The organism is Thermococcus sp. JCM 11816 (assembly GCF_055396515.1).
The window spans coordinates 1,774,812-1,796,941 of the sequence record NZ_AP043741.1 but is presented as its reverse complement, the minus strand read 5'-3'; the positions used below and the strand labels follow the sequence as shown (position 1 = coordinate 1,796,941).

Here is a 22,130-nt window from a genome sequence, read left to right as displayed (position 1 = left end):
CCCTTACCATGAAACCGGCCCTGAAGTTTCAATCAGCCCTCTATCTGTACATTCTGATAACCATCGGACTGACACTCATAGTTCCGCCGGCCTATGCACTAGAGGCGGTCCTGATATTCCTGTTCCTAATTGTGTTTTCTGGAACGATATTCTACTCCTTACTGATCGCTGCCTCAAGACGTGACTATCCCTTTAAAGTTGAAGCCCATAAGGGAAACCCCTTCTTTGAACCGCTCGTTTACGTCCTGATTCCTGCCCACAATGAAGAGAAAGTCATAGAGATAACGGCCAGAACCGTACTCAACCAGGACTACCACAACTTCAAGCTGTTCCTGATAAACGACAACTCCACTGACTCAACGAAAGAGATCATGGAGAGAATAGCCTCTGAAAATCCAAAAAGGGTCGTTGTAATTGACGTTCCCCCCGAAAGGGGAAGGAGCAAGCCAAGGGCCCTTAATTACACCCTTGAACTAATAGAACAGTCAAGGGATCACCCCGATTACGTTTTCATTCTCGATGCAGACTACCTCTTACCTTCCAACGCCCTCCGCACCCTCGTCGGGATAATGGAAAATGCCCCCGAGTACGTCCTGGGCGTTCAAGGGAACGTGAGGCCTAGGAACTGGGACAGGAACTTCGTAACAAAATTCATAACCCTTGAAAGGCTGGTGGGCTTCAACGTCGCCATAGAGGGGGACATGAAGCTAAACGAAAACGGGAAATACGGTGGGACAGTTGCCCTCCTGAGGTTTTCACACCTTCTCAGGCTCGGCATGTTCAGGGAGGATTCCGTCACTGAGGACACAGACCTGTGGGCCAGGGCCATGATTTCGGGCTACCGCTTCTGGTACTACCATGGGGTAATCGGCTGGGAGGAGGCCGTAGAGACCTTGAAGGACTACATAAAGCAGAGGTCGCGCTGGGCACAGGGTCACTTCCAGGTAATGCTCGATTACTACTGGAACGTCCTGAGGAGCTGCTCCGGAATCACGGAGGGGTTTATAGAGCACTTTTATCTAATAAGCTATCTCGTTCCAGTGTTCTGGTTCCTCTCGGTTGTCCTGAACGGCTACATCATCCTGTCAGGCAACGTACCGCTCATGCTGGCCAAACCCGGGCTGTTCCTTGCCGTCTCGATAACCGCGTTTTTGGTGTTCTGGGCATCAGTAGCGTATTCCAACTGGGTGGAGATGAAGAGACACAACTACCACGTGCCCTGGAGCTTCGTCGCGGCGTATCCCCTGTACTTCATGGTTTTCGTCCTTGCGGGGGTTGTGTACACCATGAGGGGCCTCACAAAGCTCCTGATAGGAAAACTCACATGGGAGAAGACGCAGAGGTTCACTTGAAGGGGTCTTTGAGGGAGAGCCTATCAAAGTCGCCTCCTATTACCGAGGCATAAAGAACGGACGCCACTTTCAAGTCATCCCTAAAGAGTCCCAGGACGTACTCAACTATACCCTTTAGCAGCAACAGAGTGGCAACGAGCGCATACCCACCCCTGAGCACGTCGGCAGTGTAAAAGATTACGGAAGCAAGGACGTGGACTGAGGCGTATGCCCCAAAGGGAGGGCTGAAATATTCCTCAAGGGCACGGAGATATTGGACAAACCTGGTTTTCCTTAGAGAGAGGTAAACCTCACGGTACATCAGGAACGAGGCAAAGAAAAACATCGACGCTACAAGGTAAACGATGGCATGGGGGAGACTGGCCTCCATAACCCAGAACGCGGTAAAGACCGAGCAAATAACCGCACTAACAAGCAGCGCTACCATGTAGAATTTTAGAAGGGCCAGCACACGCCTTCGTTCCCCAGGAAACTTTACCACGACCCTCATTTTTCCACCCTGAAGTCAATGGGCTTCTCCAGCTTCCAGAAGCGGCAGAACGAACAGACCTCTCCGCTCGACGGCATACCGCAGACCTTGCACTCCCTAAGCTCGGTCTCTTTCAGCTCGGCCTCGAAGAGATGCTTCTTCCTCAGGTAGCCCTTGACGAAGTTTATCTTCGTTCCGGGCCTCTTCTCCTCCATCTCGTTGAGGATTGCCTTCCACTCGAGGGTCGTGGCTCCCCTCGCATAGGGACACTCGTCTATCTCGTACTCTATGCCGTTGGCCAAAGCGTAGGCAACAACCTCCCTTTCGGTCACCTCGTAGAGGGGCTTTACTTTCTTCACAAGCTTTCCGTTGAACTGGGAGGAGGTTACCGGGCCCTGCTTCGCCAGGTACTGCGTGTTCCAGTTCATTATGTTGTTGAAGATGAAGCTCGCCTCGTCGTCGAGGTTGTGGCCGGTGGCAACTGCGTCGAAGCCGTTGTCGTAGGCGAACTTGTTGAAGATATAGCGCTTGGTCAAGCCACAGTAGGAGCACGTCGGCCTCCTCGTTCTCACCTCGCCGATACCATAGCCGAGAAGCTCTTTGAGCCTGACAATGTGAAGGGGAGCACCTATCTTCTCGCACTGCATCTTCGCGTATCTCTCACCCTTCTCCGAGTACTCACCGATGCCGAGGTTTATGTGGAGGCACTCGATATTGTAGCCGAGCTTTTTGAGGACGTGGGCTGTAACTGCCGAGTCCTTACCACCACTGACGACGACCAGGACTCTTTCGTCGGGTTTGAGCATCTTGTAGCGCTCTATCGTCCTCTTCACCTTTCTCTCAAAGTACTCGGTGAAGTGCTCCTCGCAGAGGTACATTTTTGGATAGTGGAGCTTGATGAAAGCTGGTCTCTCACAGAACTTACATTTCATCGGCATTTTCTACACCAAAAATAAAAGAAGTCAGCGGCTTTTAACATTAACCCCTAGTTATCTTGAAAGGATAAACTCCCTTCCTTTTTGCAACGATTGCGGAATAATAGCGCTTGTCCTTCCTCCATTGTGATATCAACGGCTCCGTGCTTTTCATGAGCTTTATGTAGACCTCACGGATTTCGTCGTATTCCCTCACTACTGGGCGCTCCTGCTTTGCAGTCTTTATTCTCACCTTAGGAACCTGCTTCTTCAGGAGCAGCCCCCTTGTTTCATACTCGATTCCGCCGAACTTGCCTGCGTATGCTCTCCCATCACCGTCCACGATTATCAGGACAGCGCTTTTTGGGATGCCATCAAGGAGTGCCCTCTTATCGATTCGAACGGCGTGTTTAACGGCAACCTTTGTGTACCTAGTGTTTCGAGGAGTGATGTTATAGTCGGGAGTCTTAAACATCTCCACAATGTTCAGACCTCGACTGAGCTCTAACTCCTCTACCCACTCCTTCTCCCTTCCTCCAGACAGGACAAGATAAGCCACTGCAGAACCCACTATCATAGCAAGGGGATCCACACTATCACCCGAAGGAATATTGGAAAAAAGACCTTTAGAAATTTTGCGGTTCAAAAAATGATAAACTTAGCCATCATGAATCAAGTCCCCCAACAACACTCTTCCAGTTGCCAGGTCTCCTGAAGTCCTTCTCAGTGTAAAGACCTTCCTTCTTGAGTATCCCCCTCGCGGCGAGAAGGCCAGTCGCGGCAGCGTTCACTATGTCCCTGCTCAGCCCGGCCCCGTCTCCTGCCGCAAAGATGTTCTCGATGCTCGCCTCAAGGTTCTCATTCACCTCTGCCCTCATCGCGTAGTACTTAATCTCCGGGGCGTAAAGTAAGGTGTGGTCGCTGGCAACGCCCGGAAGGACTCTGTCAAGCTTCTCAAGGCCCTCTATGATGTTTGTGACGACGCGGTGTGGCAGGGCCATCGCTATATCTCCCGGAGTAACGTGCTTGAGGGTCGGCTCAACGTCGCTCCTCCGTATCCTGGCCCAGGTGCTCCTCCTGCCCCTCCTCAGGTCTCCAAGGCGCTGGATGAGGGGCTTTCCACCGCCTATCGTGGTTGCGAGCTGGGCGATGCTCTTTCCATAGGCTGTCGTGTCCTCGACCGGCTCGGTCAGTTCTATCCTCGTCAGGAAGGCGAAGTTGGTGTTGTTGCTCTTCTTTTCGTGCATGGAGTGGCCGTTCACGCCGACGTAGGAATCGTACTTCTCCTCGACCACGAAGCCGTTCGGATTGGTGCAGAAGGTCCTCACGAAGTCGTCGTACGTGTCAGTATAGATGTGGAACTTGGGGTCGTGGTTTATGCTCGTTATCGGCTCCATAACTATCGCCGGAACCTCAACGCGAACTCCAACGTCAATCGGCCCGTGCCTTGCCTTCAGTCCAATCTTCTGGGCAACGTCGTGGAACCAGTCGGCGCCTCCCCTCCCCGGGGCGACTATGATGTATTTAGCTCTAATCTCAAAGACGTCCTTTCCGCGCTTTACCTTCACCCAACCCTTGTTGAACTCAAGGGCCTTCGTCCAGAGAAGGAATTTGACACCCTTGCTCTCCAGGTATCGCTTAATGTCGCCTATTACCTCGGGCGTCCTGTCGGAGCCTATGTGCCTCTGGATTATCGGGATGAACTTCACCCCAGCCTGGGCAGCCCTCTGTTCCCAGTACTTGACCTGCTCTGGATCGCCCTTGAAGAGGTTCCTTGGGGCCTTATGTCTCAGGAGAATCTGGTCGACCTCCCAGACGAGCTGCCAGGCGTAGTTCTCGTCGTTGGTCAGCTCCCTAAGGTCGCCGCCGATGTCCGGGCGGAGGTTTATCGTGCCATCGCTCAGCCCGCCCGCGCCACCGACGCCGCTCATTATGTGGCAGGGCTGGCAGCCGACACAGTAGCCGAGCTCGTACATTGGGCACTTCCTCTGGTCAACGTCGCCACCCTCGTCGATGACGAGAACCTTAAAATCGCTCTTTTCGGCAAGCTCGTAGGCTGCAAAAAGGCCAGCGGGGCCAGCACCGATTATAACAACATCGTACGCCTTTCCGCTTCCGTTTCCAGAAACCATATTTCCCTTACCGATGTCTATGGCCATTGCCTTAAAAAGTTTTTGGCTAAAATTAGTCAAAAAATTCAAAAGATTTCGAGATATTTAAACATTTTTATGTCAAAAAACGCCCGAAACATTTAAACGCATTCAGACAATAGACTTGTACCAGTGAGTACAATGGAGGACGTTTCAGGTGTCTCGAATACAAAAGCAACCAAGGCCAAGAAAGTCCACATAATCCACAGCAAGAGGCGCCTTCTGATGCTCCAGAGAAAGGAGGAGCTGAGCCACAACATCCGCTACATCTCAAAGGTCCCGGTGAGCCTCGTGATGGATACGGAGTTCCTGACGCTTCACCCAAGTGACTCATTATCCAAGCTCGTTCAGGAGTTGAGGGGAGAGGAGAGCTCCGCGGTTGTCATCGACGGGGAAGGTAAGCTTCTGGGCTTCGTAACCATGAAGGATCTGCTCAACTTCTTTGCACCGCCGAAAAGGTACTCCATAGTGGGCTTAGACCTGCTGAAGAGGTACTCCATCAACAGAGCTTCCCGCGTTGAGGACATAATGGTTAAGAAGCCGATAACGATTCACGTTGACGAAAACCTGGGAAGGGCCATTCAAATCATGCTCGAAACCGGAAAACACCACCTTCCCGTCGTTGACGATGAAAACCGCGTCCACGGCGTCCTTGAGGTTAAGGACATCATCCGGCTCATCCGCATAGTTTCGTACTGAGGTTTGGCAACCACTGCAGGGTTGAATAAACTGCAGGGGATGACAATCATGGACGTGTTCCTGGAACTGGCGCTGATACTGGTAGTTGCAAAGCTGTTCGGATACCTTACCGTTCGCCTCGGCTTTCCAGCCGCTCTCGGCCAGCTCATTGGGGGGATTCTCATAGGGCCTTCTATACTCGGAATAGTCTCCTACGACGAGGCCGTTAGGCTCATTGGGGAACTCGGTGTCGTTATGCTCCTCTTTTTGGCTGGTCTTGAAACGGACATCGAGGAGTTCAAGCACGTCGGGATTCCTGCCTTTATAGTTGCGGCGATGGGTGTCCTCGTCCCTTTTCTCCTCGGCTATTTTGGCGCCCTCGCCTGGGGGTATTCGCACGTCCAGGCCCTCTTCCTCGGGGGTATTCTCACGGCGACGAGCGTCGGCCTGACTACCAGCATTCTGATGGAGATGAAGAAGCTAAGGACAAGGGTCGGGACAACGATTTTAGCTGCCGCCGTAGTTGATGACGTCCTCGGCATCATCGCCCTGACGATCCTCGTGGGGATAAACACGCGTGGAAGCGTCTACGCCAAGGACCTCCTCATAATCATTGGAGAGGTAGCACTATTCTTCCTCATTGGCCTTCTCGTGGGGACTCCCGCGGTTAAAGAGGCCCTGAAGGCGTCGGAAAAGATAACCCTGCCCGAGACGGTAACGGCCATGGCAATAGCAATCATGCTAATCTTCGCCTACCTTGCCGAACAGTTCCAGATAGCCGGAATAACCGGTGCTTACTTAGCTGGAATACTAGTGGCAACGACCGAGGAAGCCAGGAAAGTGGCCGACAAGACGGTGACGATAGGGTACTCCCTCTTCATTCCTGTCTTCCTTGTGAGCATCGGAATAGAGAGCGACGTCAGGATTCTAACCACGGCTGGAACCTTCGCCCTAATTTACGCCCTGCTCGCCGTAGTTAGCAAAGTGGTTGGCTGTGGACTCGGCGCACTCTTTGCCAAGTTCAAACCCATTGAAGCGATCCAAGTCGGTGTCGGCATGGTTCCGAGGATGGAAGTTGCCCTCATCATGGCCAACGTCGCCCTTAGAGAAGGCGTCTTTGACAGGGGTGTTTTCGCGATTCCGGTCACAATGGTGGTGATAACGACGATTGTAACCCCGTTCCTCCTGAAGTGGGCGTTCTCAAGGGAGTAGAGGCGGTAACATGGAGATACTGCTCCTCATAGCCATAATGCTCGCAACGGCAAAGGTGATGGGCTACCTCTTCGAGAGGATCGGCCAGCCCGTCGTTCTGGGCCAGATATTCGGGGGTCTGTTAATCGGCATCTTCTTCGAAACTAACCCGGTCATCGCCCAATTCTCCAACCTCGGTGTCCTGCTCCTCCTGTTCATGGCCGGCCTCGAGAGCGAGCTCGAGGAGTTCAAGCGCGTCGGAAAGCAGAGCGTCTTCGTTGCTGGAGTAGGTGTCATAGTTGCATTTCTCTTTGGATTCGGCGTTGCATACTTCTTTGTGCCGTTCCATGAGGCGGTTCTCTACGGTGCATTGATGACGCCTACGAGTGTGAGCATAACCGTCAAAGTCCTAATGGAGCTGAGGAAGCTGAACACGCGCGAGGGGACGACGATTCTCGCTGCTGCCGTCGTTGACGATGTTCTTGGAATCCTCGTGCTCACCGTCGCGATATCAATGATTAAGGGAGGTTCGGTTAATTATTCTAGCTTGGCAGAGGTGCTCATCTCAGTTTCCCTTCTCCTGTTCTTCTTCCTCTACTTCGGCCCGGAGATTGCAGATAGAGTCTTCCGCTACGTCTCAAAGATCGACCTCCCCGAGAGCGAGACTGCCTTCGCCCTCGTCTTCCTGATAGTCTTTGCGTACCTCGCCGAGCACCTGAACCTCGCCTCGATCCTCGGTGCTTACCTCACCGGCCTTGCCCTCGGCCAGATTCCGAAGAAAAAGGCCATCATGGAGCATATGAACGTCCTCGGTTATTCCCTCTTCATCCCGCTCTTCTTCGTTGAGGTGGGCATGAGGATAGAGTTGTCCTACATCCTCCACGCGGGTCTCTTTGCGGTTCTCTACACCACTGCGGCAATAGTCAGCAAGGTAATCGGCTGTGGACTTGGGGCGAGACTTGGCGGCTTCGACTGGGCGGCTTCCCTGAGGATAGGCGTCGGAATGATACCGAGGATGGGTGTCGAGCTGGCTATGCTGGCCGTTGCGATGTCGAGCGGCGTAATAAGCGGCGATGCCCTTACTGTGGCAATCCTGATGATCTTCACGACGACGATAATAACGCCTCCACTCCTCAAGTGGCTCTACTCAAGGTAGCTCAGACAACCGAGTGCTCATCACTGATCAGCCAGTGCCGGTGTCATCATAGCAAGGGAAATTGGCATAGCTTTTTAAATCCCTTTTCCAACGCGACGATATGAGCGAACTGGGGACGATACTGAGTTCAGCTTTACTCATGCTCATCATGATAGACCCGAGCGACAAGATACTCCTAGTTACGTTCCTCCGCGAAGACTTCCACATAGAGGACATAAAAGCCCTCATAATCAGGGCAAACCTCATCGGGTTCATTCTCCTGGCCAGCTTCGCCGTCGCCGGCCAGATAATCCTCCAGGAGATATTCCACATTGATATAAACGCCCTCAAGGTTGCGGGCGGTTTCGTCCTCTTCAAGATAGGCCTTGAGGCCCTCGAGGGCGGTGGCATGTTCACACTCAAGAGGGAAAAGGACATACTGGCTTTGGCGGCCGTTCCGGTGGCAATGCCCCTGATAGCTGGCCCGGCCGCGATAACCGCCGTAATAACAATGACGGCTGAGTACGGCTACTTCGTCTCCCTCACCGCAACGGCCATAGCAATTCTAATAGTCGCGATCTCAATGTTCATAGCCCTCTACATGATGAAATCCGTGAACAAGAGCTTCCTCAGCATAACCATCAGAATAATCGGTCTCTTCATCATGGCAATCGGCGCCCAGATGATGGTGGAAGGGGTCATAGGGATATACCTTCTGATGACCGGAGCGTAGTTTCTGATTTTCATTCAGCAACCCTTTTAACCTCCAAAACCCTCCTTCTGCCAGGTGTTGAAAATGGCGAGACTTGATAAAGTCAAGGGGACGAGAGACTTACTCCCCGAGGAAATGGCGAAGAGGAGATGGGTGTTTGAGAGAATAAGGGAAGTTTTCGAGGGCTTTAACTTCCAGGAAGTTCTAACACCAACGTTTGAATATACCGAGCTGTTCAAGCTGAGGAGTGGAGAGGAAGTCGTCAAACAGCTCTACGCCTTCCAAGACAAGGGCGGAAGGGACATCTCTCTAAGGCCGGACATGACATCAAGCGTCGCCCGGCTCTACGTGAACAGGTTCCAGAACGCGCCGAAGCCGATAAAGTGGTACTACATAGCGAATATGTTCCGCTATGAGGAACCGCAGAGCGGCCGTTATCGCGAGTTCTGGCAGGCGGGAGTGGAGCTGATAGGAAGTGACAGAGTGGAGGCCGATGCGGAGGTCATAGCCCTCTTCACCCAGAGCTACCTCGCGGTCGGCCTTGAGGACTTCACAGTGAACATCGGGGACAGAATCCTCCTCGACGAGTTCGCCAAGATGCTGGGCGTTGAGGACGATATCGGCCTTATGAGGCTCATCGACAAGAAGGACAAGATGAGCAGGGAAGAGTTCGTGGGGGCGCTCAGGGAGTTCGGGCTGAACGATGATGGCGTTGAGAAAGTCCTCTCGCTGATCGAGATTAAAGGTCTCCCCGATGAAGTCCTTCCAAAGGCTGAAGAGCTCTTCACGAGCGAGGAGGCGAAAGCCGAAATAAAGAGGCTCTACGAGCTCGTTGACCTTCTCGATGCCTACGGTGTCTCCAAGTGGGTAAGGATAGACCTTGGCATAGCCCGCGGTTTCGACTACTACACCAGCGTCGTCTTCGAGGCGATAGCCCCCAACGACCTCGGAATAGGCTCCATCGGTGGCGGCGGCCGCTACGACAACCTCATCGAGGTTTTTGGCGGGAAGCCAACCCCCGCAACCGGTTTTGCCATTGGCATCGAGAGACTCATCCCGATACTTGAATGGAAAGGCCTCCTCCCTGAGATCAAGCTCAGGCCGGACGTTTACGTTATTCCAATCGGAGATGATAGAGAGGTGAAGAAGACTGCCATAGAGATAACCCAGGGCCTCAGGGAAGCCACCGTGAGGGCGGATATTGAGCTTACTGGGAGAAAGCTCAGAAAAGCCCTCGACTACGCCGGAAAGCTCGGAGTCCCCTACGTGGTTTTAGTCGGCAAGAAAGACCTCGAAGCTGGAAAAGTGACCCTCAGGGATATGAAATCGGGCGAGCAGAAGAGCATAGAGAAGGAAAGAGCCGTTGAGGAAATCCTCAACATCTTGGGAGTTTAACATTTCCTAGCTTCTTTTCCCGTTTTACTGTTAATGGATTGTCCTTGTAAAAAACAAAATCAGGGACCCCTAACACTCCAGAAGTAGTTGATCACCTCCTCCGCGAGCTGTTTGGAGATTATCTTAACGCTAACCTCGTGGTTCCAGTGGAGGGCGGATTCACTCCAGTTGTGGCTTCCAAGGAAGACTATCCTGCCGTCGACAACGACAATCTTGGCGTGGAGGGTCGTTGATGGGGAGTCGTATGAAACGTCGATTCCATTGGACTTAAGGTAGTTATACGCTTCCCTGTTGGTATCTAGGCTGTTCTCCAGAAGAATGTGGACCTCAACGCCGCGGCGTCTGGCGCGGATCAGTGCGTTTATCAAATCGTTGGCCTCGTCCGACCAGTCGTCTGGGTCGTAGAGCATCGAGAACATCATTACGTATATTTCCTGCGTTGCGCCATCAATTGCCTCAATCGCCTCCTCGTAGTAATCACGCTCTATGAGGAGTTCAACACTTCCATCGGTGTAAGTCCTGTTGAGGACGTCATAGGTTTCATTGAGCTTCAGTCGGCACTCTTCCAGCTCCGAAGAAAGCTGGTCAGAGGTTACCCTACACTCCTTGAGCTCCTCTTGAGCGCTTTCAAGCTCTTTCTGGCAGTTCTCAAGTTTCAAACTGGTCGAGTTGCAGGTTGAGAGATGAGCCAGACACCCATTATACTCAGAAGTCAGGACGGCCAACCTGCTCTGGGTAACGTTGAGCGAATACTTCAAAAGGGAGGCGTTGCTGCGGCACTCCCTCAGGCTCGCGTTCAAAAGCTCTACCTTAGTTTTGAGGTCGGAGAGCTCTTTACTAAGATCGCTTGAGACGTTGCGGACACACTTTTCTTCCGAAACGGTTGCTACCGTGGTCCTTGATGCGGGTGAATAGTTAGAGGAGTTAGAATGAGTTCCAGGACTAGGGGTGCCCAAGCATCCAGCCGCTACCAAAACCAGCACCATCAAAACTGAAATTATTCCCCTCATAATGGGTCACTGCGGAAGAACTAGCTTAAAAGTATTTTTGTAGTCAGAGCTTCACCTTAAACTCCTTTGCCCTCCTTTTCATCCTCCAGGCTTCTAACTTTCTCACGAATGGACACCTTGAGCGCCATTTCAGGTAGAGGACTTTAAGTCTGCTCTTCATTCCGACCACCAGGTTTTTATTCATGGAAAGGTTTAAGCCATTAACGGTTTACGGGATGATGAGTCTGGAGCCCCCTGAGAGGTGAAGAGGTTTCGCGGGGCTGACCGGCATGATAAAGAGAAGGCTCTGCAGGGAGTACGTTGAGGAGATAGAGAGGCTTGAACGCTCAATAGTAGAGTTAGAAGAGCAGATAAACGAGCTGAAGATGCAGCTCCGCCTCAAAGTAGAGGAAGCCAACAGCCTCGCGATAGAGAACACGAGCCTCAGGCACAAACTCGACATGATGAAGAAAAGGGAAAAGTACCTCATTGAACTTCTCAAGAAATTTGGAGTCCCCTTTGTCATCGTTGACGAAGACGAGTTCGAGGACGTGGATATATCAGAATGAACCGATGATACGTTTTGCTCAAAAGCTCTTGAGACTATATCAGCTTCGATGATTCTCCAGTAGCAGAGTCAAACGGTTTGTGGTACCAAGATCGGTTTTCATAAACATAAACATCGAACAATATAACCAAGTAATACTCTCGGATAGTAAATTTTTTATAGAAATGTGTTTGTCTTATAACTGAGGTGATTAGTAAGTGATAAGGCGGAAGACTGTTGTAGTCTTATTCCTTATGTCAACCCTCAGCCTGAGCATTGTTTCCCTAGTCGCCGCAGCAACATGGGGTCTCAGTGAGGGGGAACCCCTCCGAATCTTCGGTTATGACGTTTACAAGTTTGAAGGCTCGGGCCACTATGCTATCTTCTACCCAATGCCAGACGGCTCAATAAAACTCCTAAAAACCGGAAAAATCGGAATCTTCCCAACTTTTGTTAAAGTCCCAAGAAATGCCTGGATAAAAGAATACGCCACTACAGGAAACACGCTAAAAGCCATGCCAACTCCGATAGTGATATTCGTGAACGATAAAGGATTGGGAATAGCAAGCCTCAAAGGAAGCAGGGTAAAACTCAAAGAACTAGAAATCCCGGAGATCTCAAAAATTACCACTGCATCAGCCCACTCCTGTCCCAAGGATTACATCCCCGAAGGATACCGCTACTGCATCCCAAAAAACCCCGAAAGAAACTGGATTAGAGTGATCACCTCAAAAACTGTAACAGAAAAAATATCCTTCCTCGGACTCAGAATAGACAACCACGTCCTAAAAGACATAGACTTCGATATGAGGCTATTCCTAAGCGAAGCCACGTACTCGCACTGGACCGCTGGCATCGACGTCGGACCAGTAACACTCACCACGACAAAATTCGGGGAGAGCTTCAAAGGAAAGGGCCTGAAGCTGGAGTACACCACCCCCCGCGAAGTCAATCCTCAAAGCTCTATGTGGTCTCGTTATGTGAACCTGGACGTCAAGTATGTGGTTACCGTATATGGTGTTCTCGCCTATGACCGTTATACTGGTAAATATACTGAAATGCCATTAATCCTCACTTACCCACTCGAAATACTCACCACGGGCAGCTACAAAATCTACGAAACCCCGGACGGCAGTCAAAAGTATGTTGAGTCCAAGCCGGGATCAACGTTCTACACTCCAAGCATAACCAGAGAACCGCACTATCTAGAGATTCCTGGCTCTGCAGATTCAGAGAGGATATTGATAAATCAAGGGGACGGTAGGGGGCTCATAATTGACGAGTGGCTCAACGAAAGCTGGCACCTTTCGAGTGAGTCTAGCTTTTCAATACCGATAGGGCCGGCCGCGGTTAAGGCCCTGGAAAAAGAGGGAGTACTGAAGAAATACCCGCAAGTCCGCAGAATCCTAAACAGCATATCACTAACCATCGGATTCCACAAAACAGCAAACCAAAGGTCAATGCTGATTTACCGCCTGCAGGCGACTCCGCGGGAGAACTGCTATGCCTTAAGGTACTATCAAAAACTGGACGTTGCCGAGGACTACAATAAGGTGAAAGTGCCAATGTTCCTGGTTACAGTGACGAATGGAAAATCACCCGGGTTCTGCGACCCGAGAACAGGCCTCTGCACAACCAGCACTGGATAATCAAGAAGCAGGCCAATGTGGCATTGTTTTCTGTTTTTATCCTTCTATACCTCGCCTGTTCTTTCTTCCTATGCACCTCAAGTTTCAGCCAGCCGGAACGGAAACCTTAATTAACTCCCCCTCTTTTTTAGGTTCAGCTAAATGAACGGGTGATGCTTATGAGCATGGACATGACAACTCGAATGTTCAAGGAAGAGGGATGGATAAGGAAGAAGTGCCCCAAGTGCGGTAAGTACTTCTGGACTCTCGACCCGGACAGGGAGACCTGCGGAGACCCGCCGTGTGACGAGTACCAGTTCATAGGAAAGCCCGGAATCCCGAAGAAGTACACACTCGACGAGATGCGCGAGAAGTTCCTGAGCTTCTTCGAAAAGCACGAGCGCTATCCCCACGGCAGGGTCAAGCGCTACCCCGTCCTTCCGCGCTGGAGGGACGATGTGCTCCTCGTCGGGGCTTCAATCATGGACTTCCAGCCCTGGGTCATAAGCGGCGAAGCTGATCCCCCCGCAAACCCGCTCACAATAAGCCAGCCCTCGATTCGCTTTACTGACATTGACAACGTCGGAATAACCGGAAGGCACTTCACGATATTCGAGATGATGGCCCACCACGCCTTCAACTACCCCGGCAAGCCGATATACTGGATGGACGAGACTGTCGAGCTAGCCTTCGAATTCTTCACCAAGGAGTTGAAGATGAAGCCAGAGGACATAACTTTCAAGGAGAACCCCTGGGCGGGTGGCGGAAACGCCGGGCCGGCATTCGAGGTTCTCTACCGCGGCCTTGAGGTGGCTACGCTCGTCTTCATGCAGTACAAGAAGGCCCCGGCCGATGCTGACCCGAGCCAGGTCGTTGAGATAAAGGGAGACTACTACGTCCCGATGGAGACGCGCGTAGTTGACACAGGCTATGGCCTTGAGAGGCTCGTCTGGATGAGCCACGGAACCCCAACGGCCTACGACGCGGTTCTCGGCTACGTCATTGAGCCGCTCAAGAAGATGGCTGGAGTTGAGAAGATAGACGAGCGCATCCTGATGGAGAACTCCAGGTTGGCTGGGATGTTCGACATCGAGGACATGGGCGACCTGCGCTATCTGAGAGAGCAGGTTGCCAAGCGCGTCGGCATAAGCGTCGAGGAGCTTGAGAAGGCCGTTAGACCCTACGAGCTGATCTATGCGATAGCCGACCACACAAAAGCCCTAACCTTTATGCTCGCCGACGGAGTTATCCCGTCCAACGTGAAAGCGGGTTACCTGGCGCGCCTGCTGATAAGGAAGAGCATAAGGCACCTCCGCGAGCTCGGCCTTGAGATTCCGCTCGCTGAGATAGTCGCCATGCACATCAAGGAGCTCTCTCCGACTTTCCCCGAGTTCAAGGAGATGGAGGATGTAATCCTCGATATAATCAACGTCGAGGAGAAGCGCTACGCCGAGACTCTCAGGCGCGGAAGCGACCTCGTGAAGAGGGAGATAGCCAAGCTCAAGAAGAAGGGCATCAACGAGCTCCCGCTGGAGAAGCTCATACTGTTCTACGAGAGCCACGGATTAACGCCGGAGATAGTTGCGGAGGTCGCGGAGAAGGAGGGCATAAAGGTTAACATCCCGGACAATTTCTACACCCTGGTGGCGAAGGAAGCCGAAAAGCAGGCCGAGAAGAAAGAGGCGGCGGAATATGTCGTAGACTTCGAGCTGGTCAAGGACTTACCAGACACGAGGACGCTCTACTACGAAGACCCGTTCATGAAGGAATTCGACGCGAGAGTCCTGAAGGTCATAGCCGACTGGGTTGTCCTCGACCAGACTGCCTTCTACCCGGAGGGCGGCGGTCAGCCCTACGACACAGGCGTTTTGGAAGTGAACGGTGAGAAAGTTAAGGTCACGAACGTCCAGAAGGTCGGAAAGGTCATTCTCCATAAGGTTGAGAAGCCGGAGCTCTTCAAGGAAGGTGTCACCGTCCACGGGAGGCTCGACTGGGACAGGAGAATACAGCATATGCGCCACCACACTGGAACCCACGTCCTTATGGGAGCGCTCGTTCGCGTATTAGGAAAGCACGTCTGGCAGGCTGGCTCACAGCTCCACACCGATTGGGCCAGGCTCGATATCTCCCACTACAAGCGCATCACCGAAGAGGAGCTGAGAGAGATTGAGAGGCTCGCCAACAGGGTCGTCATGGAGAACAGGAAGGTCACCTGGGAGTGGCTCCCGAGGACCGAGGCGGAGATGAAGTACGGTTTCAGACTCTACCAGGGCGGTGTCGTCCCGGGAAGGGTCATCAGGGTTCTCAAGATAGAGGACTGGGACGTCCAGGCCTGTGGTGGAACCCACCTGCCGAACACCGGCCTAATAGGTCCGATCAAGATACTCAGAACCGAGAGGATACAGGACGGTGTGGAGCGCATCATATTCGCGGCTGGAGAAGCCGCTATCAACTGGATGCAGGAAACCGAGAGGCTCCTCAAGAGGACGGCAGAGATATTCCGCGTCCCGCCCGAGAAGGTGCCAGAAACTGCCGAGAGGTTCTTTAACGAGTGGAAGGAGGCCAGGAAGGAAGTCGAGAAGCTCAGGAAAGAGCTTGCAAAGCTCCTCGTCTACGAACTCCAGGAGAAGGTCGAGAAAGTGGGTAACGTAGAGTTCATCGGAGCTGTAGTTGAAGGAACAATAGACGACCTCAGGGAGGCTGCCAACAGGCTCAGGAAGGAGAACCGCGTCGTCGTGCTGATAAGCAGGGAAGGTCACTTCGTGGTTGCTGTCGGAGACGGCCTCGACCTCAAGGCCGGAGAGCTGGCGAAGGTGATAACGAGCGTCGCCGGCGGTGGTGGAGGCGGAAGGAAGGAGCTCGCTCAGGGCAGGATAAAGAACCCGCTCAAGGCCGAGGAAGCGATTGAAGAGGTCAAGAAGATGCTTGGATGACTTTTATTTTTCTATGCCCCAAAATTTCTCCATTCTTGCCTTTTTCTTTTGAGAGCTTGTCCTTAAGGGCGGGAAGTCAACCCCCTACAGCCTACCCAAAGTTTCTGTATGCCTGTGTGATTTACATTCCAAATTTAATGATTCATGAATACAACTGAGTGAATTGTCATACCTTAACGTATAGTTTAACACCACAAGTTGCAAAAAGCATTATAAAAACAATAAAGTACAATAGAGTGCATATTGGTACGTTGAAATGGGAGGGTGCACAATGGAAGCCCAGACTCAAATGTTGATTGTTCTGGTTGGGTATCTTTTGTTTTTGATAAGCGTCGGTATCTACCAGGGCAGGAAGACCAAGAGCAGTAAAGACTTCGCCATAGCCGGCCGACAGTTGCCCGGATGGGTCGCCGCACTGTCAGAGCGCGCCACTGGAGAATCTGCATGGGCTCTTCTTGGACTACCAGGGTTTGCGTTCGCGGCGGGCCTGGCGGCAATCTGGCCAGCTATAGGCTGTGTCCTCGGAATCGTCGTCGCTTGGGTAATCTTCGCTCCCAGACTGAGAAGGGAGGCCGAAAAATACGACGCATCGACTTTCGTGGACTACATAGCGAAGAGACATCCCGACGCTGAAAAGTGGATAAGGATTCTCGGCAGTCTGACGATAGCGTTCTTCTTTTTCTTCTACGTCGGTGCACAGTTCATAGGCGGCGGAAAGACCCTAAATGCCCTCTTCGACATTGACCCCAAGATTGGAATGATCATCACAGCGATGATAATACTCCCGTACACGGTAGCGGGAGGCCTGAAGAGCGTTGCGTACACGGACACAATCCAGGCAATCGTCATGATAGTCACGCTCATCATCGCCCCAATAGTTGGAATCCACTACATCTCCACGCACCATGATGTCTTTGCTCACTCGGTTACTGAGGCGCTCAAAGCTTCCGGACCAGAATACTCAACGATACTCGGGGGACTCGCCGGGAGTGCGGCAATCATATTCGTGATAGCCGAGTTCTCCTGGTTCTTTGGATACCTCGGCGGAATGCCACAGCTCAGCATAAGATTCATGGCAATAAAGGATGAGGAAAACGCCAAGCTGGCCAGAAACGTCGGCGTTGCATGGACGATAATAGCCTACATAGGTGCCCTTCTAATCGGCTGGATCGGCATAGCGATCTTTGGGCCGAGCGGACTCGCGGATCAGGAGCAGGTTATGCCGGAGGTAATGCTCAAGCTCTTCCCGCCTGCCTTGGCGGCGGTCTTCATAACAGGCGCTGTAGCGGCCATGCTCTCCACTGCGGACTCTCTCCTCATCCTCGCGTCAACGGAGCTCTCCGAGAATTTCCTCAGGCCATTTGTGCTCGCCAAAGACATGGATCCACGCAGGGGCCTGACGATCTCCAGAATCACAACCATCGCACTCGGAATAATAGCCCTCATAATGGCCTTCATTGTTCCGTCGGACCTAATCTACACAATAGTCGGCTACACCTGGGCAGGAATCGGGGACACGTTCTCGGTCATAGTGATCCTGACTCTCTTCTGGAAGAAGTTCCACGGAAAGGCGGTCCCACCGACGATAATCGCAGGACTGCTCTTCACGGTATTCTGGGTCAGCTCGGGTCTCGATGCAAAGGTCTCAGCGAGGCTGATGACGTTCATAGTGACTGCCATCGTGGCCGTTGTTGCAACGTACGCCATAAAGCCTGAGAACACCCGGACAGGGGCATGAATTCCCCAACGTTTCTTTGCTTTTTCAAAAGTCAAAATGGGAAGGTCTGTACCCCCAAATTCTGAACTCAGTATGCCCTCCTGTAAATCTCCTCAAGATCCTCAACGCTCAGATTCCCCGGCGTGACGTCTATAACACCCTTCATCATCCTGTAGGCCGTTTCCGCCATCTTCGGAATGTCCTCCTCCTTCACGCCGAGCTCCCTGAGCTTCTTGTTGACTCCAAAGAGACTCTGGAAGTCGCGGAGCTTCTTGACCGCGAGCTCTGCAGCCTTTCTGTCGTTGCTCTCGTAGACCCCGAAAACCTCCCTGCCAACGATTGCAAGGCGCTCGTAGGCGTGATCGAGGATGTACTCGAACAGGTATGGCCCCAGGATGCACAGTCCCAACCCGTGGGGCACTTCGGGGTAGAACCCGCTGAGCCCGTGTTCGAGAGCGTGGTTCGCTATAACTCCCGTTAGGGTCTCGGTTATCCCCGCCTCGGTGCTCGCCCAGGCGAGCTGGGTTCTTGCTTCCAGGTCTTGGAGGTTTTCGTAGGCTATCGGGAGGTAGGTAACAACTCGTCTCATCGAGTCGAGGGCCAGGACGTCGGAGTATGGCTGGGCCCTGACGTTGAGGAAAGCTTCGATGGAGTGGTAGAAAGCGTCCATCGATGTGTAGACGGTCTGGTTCTGTGGCAGGGTTACCATGACCTCAGGGTCGACTATTGAAAACTTCGGAAAGAGGACATCGTACCCTATCCCCTGCTTCTCCTTCGTTTCAGGGTTGGTTATGACCGCGTAGGGGTCCGCCTCTGTGCCAGTCCCGTGGGTTGTGGGTATCGCCACTATCGGCAGCGCCCCGCTCGGCTTTTTTCCTCCGCCGACGGCCGGAACGTAGTCCCAGTACTTGCCCCCGCTCTTGGCGGTCATGGCTATTGCCTTGGCGCTGTCTATCGCGCTTCCGCCGCCGAGCCCCACGACGAAGTCCACATTCTCCCTCCTCGCGAGCTCAGCGGCTTCATCCACGTGGGTTGAAATCGGATTCGGAATGACTCTGTCGAAGACGATGCTCTCAACGCCCGCCTTCTTGAGAAGCTCCTGAACCCTGTAGAGGAGGCCAGTTTTCTTAGTGCTGCTCCTCCCCGTGACTATCAGGGCCTTTCCTGAAAGCCCGTGCCTTTCTAAAAGCTCGGGGAGCCTCTTTCTCCCAAAATTTTTGTTCGAGCTATCGCAAAGATTTTGAAGGAAGGGTAGAAAAAAGGAGGGGTGCCAAAAATTAAGGTCAAAACTCTGACCCGCCAGATTGTAGAGCTTTCAGAAAAGCTTGGTCTTCAGGCCGTTCCCGAATACAGAACTCCAGACGGCACGAGAATAGACGTTGCAATTCTCAACGGAGATGAGAAAATTCTCGCCATCGAGCTTGAAGCTTCCTTCAAGTGGTTTCCCCAAAGACTCCTCTACGACGTCGTTAAGGCACAGAGGGCGGGTTTCCCAGAGCTGTGGGTGGTAACTTCAATGCCCCAAAAGCCCGGCTGGATTGAGGGGTACGCAGAAGAGATTGGGATAAAACTCAAATTAATAAAGGAGAAAGAAGTCCTTCAGCTCTTCTCTTCCTTGCGGTACTTAATGTAGATGACATCTTCACTGTGCCAGAATGGGAGTTTATCGCCAGTTATTTTGATTTCTGGAGTTGCCCCTTCGTAGATCACTTTCTTGGTGAGCTCCTCCGGAAGCTGAAAATGAACGTAAACTTCCTGAGGAGCGTCTCCCTTGTGAACCTTAACCTTGAACGTTGTCTCTCCCTTAAACTGCTCGGAACCGTAGCGGACGAGGTAAGTGGTGCCCTCCGGGAACTCAATCTTAAGCTCGAAGTTGTCCACGTGCGGGCTAACCTTCATTGTGAACAGCCCAAAGCCGTCCTGGGTAACAAATGTAACGCTCTGGTTATCCACGTAAAAGACCTCCGTGTACTCTATACTGGCCGGTGGAAGCTGGGCGGTTTCAAAGGCATAAACCACCAGCGCTATTGTGATGACTGCCATGATGACGAGAGCTTTGTTCATAGTGGTCCCTCCAAATAGGTTACGCCCATTCCGTTATTAACCCTTTTGTGTAGGTTGTTACGCGCCATGATGAAGAAAATCAAAAATCAAAGGCCGGTCGACTCGTCGATGAAAAATACATCCAGCCCGAACTTCTTCCCGAGGACTGGCATCAGGGCCTTAACGCCAAGGGTCTCCGTTTTGTAGTGGCCGGCAACGAGAACGCTCTGCGGCAGGTCAACGGCCGTTAGGTAGTCCGCGTGCCCAAACTCCCCTGTTATGAGCAGGTCGATTCCCTTTCTCCAGGCCTCTTCAAGGGCAAACGCCCCCGCCCCGCTGATTGCTCCAACGGTCTTTATCTCCCTCTTCCCGAACTCGTAGGCCCTAACCGTCGTGTCGAGCTTCTCCGCGACTATCTGCGCGATCTTCTCTATGGGCTGAGGCTCCTCAAACTCGCCCCAGAAGCCTATGGTCAGCCCTCTATACTCGCCAAAGGGCCCCTTCGGCTCCAGGCCAAGGAGTCTGAGCAGTTCCACGTTGTTCCCCACCTCTGGGTGGGCATCGAGGGGAAGATGGGCAACGTAGAGGTTCAGACCGTTCTCTATGAGAGCTTTCAGACGCCTGTAGTGCACCCCCGTTACGTACTCTAACCCGCCCCAGATCATGCCGTGGTGGACTACCATCATGTCAGCCCTGGCTTTAGCGGCGCGTTCTATGGTTCTGAGTGTAGTGTCAACGGTGAACGCTACCCTCTCAACTTCTTCCTTCCCCTCAACCTGAAGGCCGTTGCTCGACTTGTCTGGGTAGGCAGATATGTTTAGGTACTCGTCGAGGAAAGAGACGAGTTCATCGCGGTTCATTCTGATCCCTCCAGGAGTTCTCTAATCCTGTCCTCATCTATAACCTTAACCCCCTCAGGGACGTGCTTGAAACTCTTACCAATCAGGAGATAGTGGGCTTCCCCCTTCCAGCCAGTCAGCTCTACATTCTTTCTGAGTTCTTCCACGAGTTTCTTCCCATTCTGGGCACGGTTTCTCCATTTGCACTCTCCGAATATTGCGCGCTTTCCGGTCTCGTCAAGGGCGACAACGTCTATTTCGTACACCTTCTTAACTCCGTCTTCCCTGTAATATCCCCAGTGTCTTCCGATGGTCGCTGGCCTAAAGGGCAGTTCCTCAAGGAGAACCAGCTCCCTGCAGGCGAAGTCAAACCTCTTGCCCATGTAATCGCCCAGCCCCTTTTTCACTTCTTCCCACACTTTCTCCCTGTCGAACTCGTACATGCTCAGCTTTGGCTGAACGAACCTGAACCAGAAAGCTATCAGCGGGTGGCTTATGTAGAGGATGCTCCTTTTCCCAAGAACTGCCCTGTCGTAGTCAACAAGTCTGAAATAGTAAACGAGCTCCCTGAGCTGTCTAGTCAGAGAAGTTTCGTCCCTGTTGAGATAGCCGGCTATTCCGCTTATCGAGGTGGCCCCGTTGGCTATGGCCTCCAAGATATCATAGTAAACCCCAGATCTCTTTCCGAACTCAAGGGAGAGCATCTTGGGCACTTCTTCGGCGAGAGGGGCGTATTCCTCGAAAAACAGCTCCCTCAGGATTTCCTCTGCGCTTCTCCCTTCCAGACCTTCATCCTCGATGGCCACCCAGTAGCGCGGAAAGCCCCCGAACACCGAGTGAACCTTAAAGAAATCGTCCAGCTTTACAATATCGAGTTCTCTCGCCATTTCGTAGCTCCCACGGATGTCCAGCGGCTTAAGGTGAATCTCACGCTTTATTCTCCCGTACAGGGGCTCCTTTGAATCCCTGAACAGCTTTTCGATCATCCCGATAGTTGAACCTGTAAAGATCAAGAGGAGGTTTTTCCTCTCCTCGTTCTCATCGATGAGCCTCTGAAGGGTAGGGTAAACCGAGGGCTCTACAAACCTGAAGTCCTGGAACTCGTCGAAGGCGACCACTCCTTCAAACCTCTCAAAGAGAACCTCAAAAAAATCGTCCCAGCTTTCTATTCTCTCCCTCTTCGTTATCACGCCCTTTTCCCGGAGGATGTTTTCGTATTCCCTGAGCAACCCTGTGCTTCCCTTCTCCCGATTAACGAAGAAATAAATGTCCTTCTCTCCCAGGAATTCTCTCAAGAGCCGCGTTTTGCCAACCCTTCTCAGACCGTAAATGGCTAGGGTGTAGAGCTTTTTTCTGCTCCTTTCCCTCGCTTTACGCAAGACCTCAAGCTCCCTCTCGCGGTCGATAAACCGCATTATATTCACCAACTGAATTATTC

Annotated in this window: 21 protein-coding genes; 11 read left to right on the top strand and 10 right to left on the bottom strand. The window is 52.4% G+C overall.

Going from position 1 to position 22,130, the window contains the following annotated elements; genetic code table 11:
- Positions 1-8: 8 nt before the first annotated feature.
- Entirely contained in the window at positions 9-1,352 is a 1,344-nt protein-coding gene (locus ACZ5TN_RS09935; protein ID WP_464916636.1) for a glycosyltransferase family 2 protein, read from the top strand.
- Here the strand turns inward: ACZ5TN_RS09935 and ACZ5TN_RS09930 are convergent.
- The 4 genes from ACZ5TN_RS09930 to ACZ5TN_RS09915 form a co-directional block, all read right to left on the bottom strand.
- Complete coding sequence (locus ACZ5TN_RS09930; protein ID WP_464916635.1) at positions 1,345-1,842, bottom strand: hypothetical protein; 498 nt, start codon at positions 1,840-1,842, stop codon at positions 1,345-1,347. The two genes, ACZ5TN_RS09935 and ACZ5TN_RS09930, sit on opposite strands and share 8 nt — an antisense overlap.
- Positions 1,839-2,753 carry a tRNA-5-methyluridine(54) 2-sulfurtransferase gene (gene ttuA / locus ACZ5TN_RS09925; RefSeq protein ID WP_464917618.1) on the bottom strand — a complete coding sequence of 305 codons (915 nt, stop codon included), beginning with the start codon at positions 2,751-2,753 and terminating at the stop codon, positions 1,839-1,841. The genes ACZ5TN_RS09930 and ttuA overlap by 4 nt, the downstream gene beginning before the upstream one ends.
- A gap of 46 nt (positions 2,754-2,799) precedes the next feature.
- Positions 2,800-3,327: a hypothetical protein gene (locus tag ACZ5TN_RS09920; RefSeq protein WP_464916634.1), complete on the bottom strand. Its 528-nt coding sequence runs from the start codon at positions 3,325-3,327 to the stop codon at positions 2,800-2,802.
- Between the two features lie 73 nt (positions 3,328-3,400).
- Positions 3,401-4,867 (bottom strand): NAD(P)/FAD-dependent oxidoreductase, encoded by a 1,467-nt coding sequence (locus ACZ5TN_RS09915; protein WP_464917617.1) that lies wholly within the window; start codon positions 4,865-4,867, stop codon positions 3,401-3,403.
- Positions 4,868-5,026: 159 nt separating this feature from the next.
- Between ACZ5TN_RS09915 and ACZ5TN_RS09910 the strand changes: the two genes are divergently transcribed.
- The 5 genes from ACZ5TN_RS09910 to hisS all read left to right on the top strand — a co-directional run bounded on the left by ACZ5TN_RS09910 (position 5,027) and on the right by hisS (position 9,996).
- Positions 5,027-5,584 (top strand): CBS domain-containing protein, encoded by a 558-nt coding sequence (locus ACZ5TN_RS09910; RefSeq protein ID WP_011250509.1) that lies wholly within the window; start codon positions 5,027-5,029, stop codon positions 5,582-5,584.
- A gap of 48 nt (positions 5,585-5,632) precedes the next feature.
- On the top strand, positions 5,633-6,775 hold the full coding sequence (locus ACZ5TN_RS09905; RefSeq protein ID WP_464917616.1) for a cation:proton antiporter: 1,143 nt from the start codon (positions 5,633-5,635) through the stop codon (positions 6,773-6,775).
- A gap of 10 nt (positions 6,776-6,785) precedes the next feature.
- Positions 6,786-7,910, top strand: coding sequence for a cation:proton antiporter (locus ACZ5TN_RS09900; protein WP_011250511.1), 1,125 nt, complete (start codon positions 6,786-6,788; stop codon positions 7,908-7,910).
- Between the two features lie 100 nt (positions 7,911-8,010).
- Positions 8,011-8,622 carry a MarC family protein gene (locus ACZ5TN_RS09895; protein ID WP_011250512.1) on the top strand — a complete coding sequence of 204 codons (612 nt, stop codon included), beginning with the start codon at positions 8,011-8,013 and terminating at the stop codon, positions 8,620-8,622.
- 63 nt (positions 8,623-8,685) lie between these two features.
- Positions 8,686-9,996 (top strand): histidine--tRNA ligase, encoded by a 1,311-nt coding sequence (hisS, locus tag ACZ5TN_RS09890; RefSeq protein ID WP_011250513.1) that lies wholly within the window; start codon positions 8,686-8,688, stop codon positions 9,994-9,996.
- A gap of 59 nt (positions 9,997-10,055) precedes the next feature.
- On the opposite strand, the gene ACZ5TN_RS09885 is transcribed toward hisS, so the two are convergent.
- Both ACZ5TN_RS09885 and ACZ5TN_RS09880 read right to left on the bottom strand, forming a co-directional pair.
- Positions 10,056-11,006 (bottom strand): phospholipase D-like domain-containing protein, encoded by a 951-nt coding sequence (locus ACZ5TN_RS09885; RefSeq protein ID WP_011250514.1) that lies wholly within the window; start codon positions 11,004-11,006, stop codon positions 10,056-10,058.
- Positions 11,007-11,049: 43 nt separating this feature from the next.
- Positions 11,050-11,175 (bottom strand): hypothetical protein, encoded by a 126-nt coding sequence (locus ACZ5TN_RS09880; protein WP_269763431.1) that lies wholly within the window; start codon positions 11,173-11,175, stop codon positions 11,050-11,052.
- 100 nt (positions 11,176-11,275) lie between these two features.
- Between ACZ5TN_RS09880 and ACZ5TN_RS09875 the strand changes: the two genes are divergently transcribed.
- The 4 genes from ACZ5TN_RS09875 to ACZ5TN_RS09860 all read left to right on the top strand — a co-directional run bounded on the left by ACZ5TN_RS09875 (position 11,276) and on the right by ACZ5TN_RS09860 (position 17,831).
- On the top strand, positions 11,276-11,554 hold the full coding sequence (locus ACZ5TN_RS09875; RefSeq protein WP_464916633.1) for a hypothetical protein: 279 nt from the start codon (positions 11,276-11,278) through the stop codon (positions 11,552-11,554).
- Between the two features lie 196 nt (positions 11,555-11,750).
- Positions 11,751-13,181 (top strand): hypothetical protein, encoded by a 1,431-nt coding sequence (locus tag ACZ5TN_RS09870; protein WP_464916632.1) that lies wholly within the window; start codon positions 11,751-11,753, stop codon positions 13,179-13,181.
- Between the two features lie 158 nt (positions 13,182-13,339).
- A complete protein-coding gene (gene alaS, locus ACZ5TN_RS09865; protein WP_464916631.1) occupies positions 13,340-16,093 on the top strand; it encodes an alanine--tRNA ligase in 2,754 nt (917 codons plus the stop codon).
- A gap of 271 nt (positions 16,094-16,364) precedes the next feature.
- Positions 16,365-17,831: a sodium/proline symporter gene (locus tag ACZ5TN_RS09860; protein WP_011250519.1), complete on the top strand. Its 1,467-nt coding sequence runs from the start codon at positions 16,365-16,367 to the stop codon at positions 17,829-17,831.
- Between the two features lie 67 nt (positions 17,832-17,898).
- Here the strand turns inward: ACZ5TN_RS09860 and ACZ5TN_RS09855 are convergent, their stop codons facing one another.
- A complete protein-coding gene (locus tag ACZ5TN_RS09855; RefSeq protein ID WP_011250520.1) occupies positions 17,899-18,963 on the bottom strand; it encodes an iron-containing alcohol dehydrogenase in 1,065 nt (354 codons plus the stop codon).
- A 114-nt stretch (positions 18,964-19,077) separates the two neighbouring features.
- Between ACZ5TN_RS09855 and ACZ5TN_RS09850 the strand changes: the two genes are divergently transcribed.
- Positions 19,078-19,443, top strand: coding sequence for a hypothetical protein (locus ACZ5TN_RS09850; RefSeq protein ID WP_011250521.1), 366 nt, complete (start codon positions 19,078-19,080; stop codon positions 19,441-19,443).
- Here ACZ5TN_RS09850 and ACZ5TN_RS09845 read toward each other — a convergent pair.
- The 3 genes from ACZ5TN_RS09845 to ACZ5TN_RS09835 form a co-directional block, all read right to left on the bottom strand.
- Positions 19,410-19,874 carry a hypothetical protein gene (locus ACZ5TN_RS09845; RefSeq protein ID WP_464916630.1) on the bottom strand — a complete coding sequence of 155 codons (465 nt, stop codon included), beginning with the start codon at positions 19,872-19,874 and terminating at the stop codon, positions 19,410-19,412. The two genes, ACZ5TN_RS09850 and ACZ5TN_RS09845, sit on opposite strands and share 34 nt — an antisense overlap.
- Before the next feature lie 86 nt (positions 19,875-19,960).
- Entirely contained in the window at positions 19,961-20,713 is a 753-nt protein-coding gene (locus ACZ5TN_RS09840) for a Nif3-like dinuclear metal center hexameric protein (RefSeq protein ID WP_464916629.1), read from the bottom strand.
- Positions 20,710-22,107, bottom strand: a complete 1,398-nt coding sequence (locus ACZ5TN_RS09835) for an ATP-binding protein (RefSeq protein ID WP_464917615.1) — start codon at positions 22,105-22,107, stop codon at positions 20,710-20,712. Before ACZ5TN_RS09835 ends, ACZ5TN_RS09840 begins: the two co-directional genes overlap by 4 nt.
- Positions 22,108-22,130 lie beyond the last annotated feature (23 nt).

Bases quoted from the DNA above. Each gene is read 5' to 3' on its own strand.
- ACZ5TN_RS09935 (WP_464916636.1), top strand. From the start codon at position 9: ATGAAACCGGCCCTGAAGTTTCAATCAGCCCTCTATCTGTACATTCTG.
- ACZ5TN_RS09930 (WP_464916635.1), bottom strand. From the start codon at position 1,842: ATGAGGGTCGTGGTAAAGTTTCCTGGGGAACGAAGGCGTGTGCTGGCC.
- ttuA (WP_464917618.1), bottom strand. From the start codon at position 2,753: ATGAAATGTAAGTTCTGTGAGAGACCAGCTTTCATCAAGCTCCACTAT.
- ACZ5TN_RS09915 (WP_464917617.1), bottom strand. From the start codon at position 4,867: ATGGTTTCTGGAAACGGAAGCGGAAAGGCGTACGATGTTGTTATAATC.
- ACZ5TN_RS09910 (WP_011250509.1), top strand. From the start codon at position 5,027: ATGGAGGACGTTTCAGGTGTCTCGAATACAAAAGCAACCAAGGCCAAG.
- ACZ5TN_RS09905 (WP_464917616.1), top strand. From the start codon at position 5,633: ATGGACGTGTTCCTGGAACTGGCGCTGATACTGGTAGTTGCAAAGCTG.
- ACZ5TN_RS09900 (WP_011250511.1), top strand. From the start codon at position 6,786: ATGGAGATACTGCTCCTCATAGCCATAATGCTCGCAACGGCAAAGGTG.
- ACZ5TN_RS09895 (WP_011250512.1), top strand. From the start codon at position 8,011: ATGAGCGAACTGGGGACGATACTGAGTTCAGCTTTACTCATGCTCATC.
- hisS (WP_011250513.1), top strand. From the start codon at position 8,686: ATGGCGAGACTTGATAAAGTCAAGGGGACGAGAGACTTACTCCCCGAG.
- ACZ5TN_RS09885 (WP_011250514.1), bottom strand. From the start codon at position 11,006: ATGAGGGGAATAATTTCAGTTTTGATGGTGCTGGTTTTGGTAGCGGCT.
- ACZ5TN_RS09875 (WP_464916633.1), top strand. From the start codon at position 11,276: ATGATAAAGAGAAGGCTCTGCAGGGAGTACGTTGAGGAGATAGAGAGG.
- alaS (WP_464916631.1), top strand. From the start codon at position 13,340: ATGAGCATGGACATGACAACTCGAATGTTCAAGGAAGAGGGATGGATA.
- ACZ5TN_RS09860 (WP_011250519.1), top strand. From the start codon at position 16,365: ATGGAAGCCCAGACTCAAATGTTGATTGTTCTGGTTGGGTATCTTTTG.
- ACZ5TN_RS09845 (WP_464916630.1), bottom strand. From the start codon at position 19,874: ATGAACAAAGCTCTCGTCATCATGGCAGTCATCACAATAGCGCTGGTG.
- ACZ5TN_RS09840 (WP_464916629.1), bottom strand. From the start codon at position 20,713: ATGAACCGCGATGAACTCGTCTCTTTCCTCGACGAGTACCTAAACATA.
- ACZ5TN_RS09835 (WP_464917615.1), bottom strand. From the start codon at position 22,107: ATGCGGTTTATCGACCGCGAGAGGGAGCTTGAGGTCTTGCGTAAAGCG.